This window comes from Streptomyces sp. NPDC057654, assembly GCF_042800135.1.
Taxonomy (GTDB): Bacteria; Actinomycetota; Actinomycetes; order Streptomycetales; family Streptomycetaceae; genus Streptomyces.
In genome coordinates this window covers 1-4,597 of sequence record NZ_JBHVHQ010000700.1, presented here as the reverse complement: position 1 = coordinate 4,597, position 4,597 = coordinate 1, and the positions used below count along the sequence as shown (strand labels likewise).

2 protein-coding genes are annotated in these 4,597 nt (G+C 71.7%); one reads left to right on the top strand and one right to left on the bottom strand.

Going from position 1 to position 4,597, the window contains the following annotated elements; translation table 11 throughout:
* Positions 1 to 62: 62 nt before the first annotated feature.
* Complete coding sequence (locus ACFU99_RS33955) at positions 63 to 2,717, bottom strand: FHA domain-containing protein (protein WP_384399498.1); 2,655 nt, start codon at positions 2,715 to 2,717, stop codon at positions 63 to 65.
* A gap of 233 nt (positions 2,718 to 2,950) precedes the next feature.
* Between ACFU99_RS33955 and ACFU99_RS33950 the strand changes: the two genes are divergently transcribed.
* Entirely contained in the window at positions 2,951 to 4,594 is a 1,644-nt protein-coding gene (locus tag ACFU99_RS33950) for a streptophobe family protein (protein WP_384399495.1), read from the top strand.
* Positions 4,595 to 4,597 lie beyond the last annotated feature (3 nt).

Genomic DNA, 4,597 nt, shown 5'->3' with positions numbered 1-4,597 from the left:
CGTCCGTACGGGCCCTGCGCCGTGCTCGCTGCATGCGGCTCGCTGCTGCCGCGTGCCGCTCGCTAGCGCATGACCTCCGGCTCGTGGCGGCGCAGCAGCCTGGCGACCGCGATGCCGCAGATGACGCCGAGGGCGATGAGCACGGCCAGATCCAGGCCCCAGACCGCCGCGGTGTGCTCCCACAGCGGGTCGAGGTTGGTCGGGTCGTCCTTGTCCATCGGCGACATGATGCGCGACAGGTCGAGCGTCGCGCCCGCCGCGCCGACCGCCCAGCGGGACGGCATCAGCCAGGCGACCTGCTCGACGCCGGGCGAGTCGTAGATCTTGAACATGATGCCGGTGAAGACGACCTGGACGATCGCGAACATCACCAGCAGCGGCATCGTCTTCTCGGCGGTCTTGACCAGCGAGGAGATCACGAGGCCGATCATCATCGAGGTGAAGCCGAGGGCGATGATCACCAGGCACAGCTCCACGGCCGGGAGACTGACCAGGACCACGCCCTCCTTGGGCAGCTCGCGGATCGAGAAGCCGATGGCGCAGAGGATGACGCCCTGGATCGCGGTGATCACGCCGAGGACGATCACCTTGGACATCAGATAGGCGGAGCGGGACAGGCCGACGGCCCGTTCCCGTTCGTAGATCACCCGTTCCTTGATCAGCTCGCGGACGGAGTTGGCGGCGCCGGAGAAGCACATACCGACCGCGAGGATCAGCAGGATGGTGCCCGCGTCCTGGTTGAAGTGGCCCTTCGTCGGCGCGCCCAGCCCGAAGTCGGAGGGGATCACGCAGCTCACCCCGCCGAGCACGGCGGGCAGGATCACCATCAGCCCCATGAAGCCGCGGTCGGAGGCGATGACCGAGACATAGCGGCGCATCAGCGTCCAGAGCTGGGAGCCCCAGCTCTGCGGCTTGGGGACGCGGGCCGGCGGCTGGGCGTGCTGCGCGTACGCCTGCTGGGGGGCTGCGGCGTCGAGGTCGGCGGCGTACATCTGGTAGTGCTGCGAGCCGCGCCAGCGGCCCGACCAGTCGTAGTCGCGGTAGTTCTCGAAGGCGGAGAAGACATCGGCCCAGGTGCCGTAGCCGAAGAAGTTCAGCGCCTCGTCGGGCGGGCCGAAGTAGGCGACGGCGCCGCCGGGGGCCATCACCAGGAGCTTGTCGCAGATGGCGAGCTCGGCCACGGAGTGGGTGACGACCAGGACGGTTCGGCCGTCGTCGGCGAGGCCGCGCAGCAGCTGCATGACGTCGCGGTCCATGCCCGGGTCGAGGCCGGAGGTCGGCTCGTCCAGGAAGATCAGCGACGGCTTGGTGAGCAGCTCCAGGGCGACGGAGACGCGCTTGCGCTGGCCGCCGGAGAGGGAGTGGACCTTTTTGTCCGCGTGGATGTCGAGCTTGAGCTCGCGCAGCACCTCGCCTATCCGGGCCTCGCGCTCGTTCTCGGCGGTGTCGCCTGGGAAGCGGAGCTTGGCCGCGTACCGCAGCGCTTTTCGGACACTGAGCTCCTTGTGCAGGATGTCGTCCTGCGGGACCAGGCCGATGCGCTGGCGCAGTTCGGCGAACTGCTTGTAGAGGTTCCGGTTGTCGTAGAGGACCTCGCCCTGGTCGGCCGGGCGGTAGCCGGTGAGCGCGCGCAGCAGGGTGGACTTGCCGGAGCCCGACGGGCCGATGACCGCGATCAGGGACTTCTCGGGGACGCCGAAGGAAACGTCCTTGAGGATGGTCTTGTTCTCGGCGACGGTGACGGTCAGATGGCGGGCCGAGAAGGAGACCTCGCCGGTGTCGACGAATTCCTCCAGCCGGTCCCCGACCAACCGGAAAGTGGAGTGGCCGACTCCGACGATGTCGTTCGGGCCGATGATCTGGTGACGGACCGGCTGTCCATTGACATAGGTGCCGTTGTGACTGCCGAGGTCGACGATTTCGAAGCGGCCATCCGGGGCGGCCTTGAATTCGGCGTGATATCGGGAGACCTGAAGGTCGGAAACGACCAGTTCATTCTCCAGCGCGCGGCCGATGCGCATCACCCGGCCCAGCGCCAGCTGGTGGAAGGTGGTGGGGCTGCGGTCGCCGTGGACGGGCGGGGCCGCCTGGCCGCCCGCGCCCGGCGGCGGCTGCTGCGCGGGTACGTACGCCTGTTGCGGCGGCTGGTGCTGCGCCTGCGGCGGCGGTTGGTGCGCCTGTTGCCAGCCGGCCTGCTGCGGCGCGGACTGCTGGTGCTGCTGGTGCTGCGGCGACTGGTGGACCCAGCCGGGGCCGGGCTGCTGATACTGCGGCGCGGGGGCCTGCGCCCCCGGCGCCCCCTGCATCTCCTGCGCCCCCTGCGCCCCCTGCGCGCCCTGTCCGACCTGCGGCGGGGCGGCGTTCGCGGGCTGCGCCGCGCTCGCCTGCACACCGCCGGACAGCCCCGCGCCCGGCGTCGCGGCGGCCGCCCCGGAGAGGATCAGCCGCGGTCCGTCGGTCGCGTTGCCGAGGTGGACGGTCGAGCCGGGCCCGATCTCCATCCGCTGGACGCGCTGCCCCTGCACGTACGTGCCGTTGGTGCTCCCGTGGTCCTCGATGACCCAACTGCGGCCGTCCCAGCGGACGGTGGCATGCCGCCATGAGACCCGCGCGTCCTCGATCGCCATGTCCCCCTGCGGATCCCGTCCGAGGGTATATGACCTGGATGGATCGAGTGTCCAGGTCTGTCCGTTCAATTCCAGTACGAGTTCCGGCACTCCATGCCCCACTACTTGTCCCCCGAATTACCCCCTGCGACAGGGAGTCTAGGGATGGCGAACATCGGGAGGAACTATTTCAGGGACAGTCCCTCATCTGAAAGTCGGGATTGATCAGGGTGCTGTAACAGGGGCCCGTTGACGCAACCGGAACACCCCCCGAGAGTAGTAACCGCCCTCGGATACGCGCGGATCGCGCGTATCCGGGCAACCGAGGTGGATCGGGGGGCGTGATGACCACCAGCAGCGGCAGGCGGACGGTGCGCGGCGCGGATATCCTCCTGACCTCGATAGCGGCGGTGAGCTGGGCGTTCCTCGCGATGGCGGCGGTGGCGGCGCTCGGTTTGAAGCTGCTCGGGGCGGACGGCACGGGCCGGCTCGGGCCGATGACCGCGGCGGCCGTGGTGCTCGCCGTCGGCGGGTCCGTCACCCCCTCCGGCGACCTTGAGGCCTTCGGCCTGGAGGGCGCTCAGGCCCGTACCGCCATCGATATCGCGCCACTGGGCGTGAGCCTGGTCGGCGCGCTCGTCCTCGGCTGGGTGTTCCTGCGGTCCCTGCGGGCCGCCGGCGCGACGATCCGGGGCCGGGAGCTGGCGGCGCGGGCGGCGACCGTGGGCGTGCTCTTCCTCATCCTGGTCGGGGTGCTCGCCTGGGCCGGTTCGGACACCGTCACGATCGACGGTTCACAGCTGGGCCTCGACAAGATCGGCGGCGGGCGCACGGGCATCGACATTCCGGGCCTCGGCGACCTGGGGGACCTCGGCGGCGGGCTGGCGAACAAGCTCGCCGACCTGGCGAACGCCAAGGCCGCCGTCGGCTTCGGCGTACGGACCGGGGCCTCGCTGCTCGGGGGCGCGCTGTGGGTGCTCGTGGTGCTGCTGATCGCGCTGCTCTCGTCCCGCCGCACACCGCTGCCGCGCGGCTGGGAGGTACTGCACCGGACCGTACGGCCGGTGGCGTCGGCGCTGCGCGCGGCCCTGGTGCTGGCGGTCTGCGCCGGGCTCGCGGCGGCCGTGTACGCGGCGATCGGCGACGACCATCCGCGCCGGGTGCTCGGCTCCGCCGTGCTGGCGGCGCCGAACGGGGTGTGGCTGGGCATCCCGATCGGGCTCTTCGTGCCGTGGCACGGCAGTGCGAGCGGTGTCCTGGTGCGGCTGCTGCCCGACCCGCTCGACAAGCTGCTCGGCTCCAAGACGGACGAGTCGGTGACGGTGGGGCGGCTGGCGGAGCTGGACGGGCGGGTGTGGCTGCTGGTCGTCGCGTGCGTGCTGACGATGCTGGCCACGGGGGTGCTCGCGGCGGCCCGCACACCGCGGAACGGGCTGCGGCCGCTCGCCTTCGCGGTGCGGCTGGCGGTGTGGCTGGGCGCGGTGACAGCGCTCACGCTGCCGCTGCTGGTGCGGCTGACGAGGGTGAAGGCGGACGCGAGCCTGTCGGTGCTGGGATTCGACGCCTTCGGGGCCGGACTGGACCTGCACGGGAACGGGGTGGCGGCACTGCTGCTGGGCGCGGCCTGGGGAGCGGCGGCCGGGGCCTTGGGCGCGCTGCTGGCGTGTGCGACGGGGGCCGCGGGGCGGTGGGCGGCTCCGTACGCGCGAGGGCTGGACGGGGGCCAGGGGGGCGGCCCGCCCCTGGACCGCTCCCGTACCTACCCGGACCTGGCGTACGAGCCGGGCCCGTACAACCCCTCCCCCGCATACCGCCCGCACGACGAGACGAACCCGTACCTGCGCCCCGCCAAGGACGACCCCTACACCGCCCCCACCCGAACCGCCGCCCCCAAGCCGCCACCCCGGCGCCGCCCGCCGAGGGAGGACCCTCCGCCGCCTCCGGCGCCGCCGCCTCCGGTGCAGGGCGGCCCGGAGGGGCAGGGGTGAGAG

Coding starts and splice junctions, on each gene's coding strand:
- ACFU99_RS33950 (WP_384399495.1), top strand. CDS start 2,951: ATGACCACCAGCAGCGGCAGGCGGACGGTGCGCGGCGCGGATATCCTC.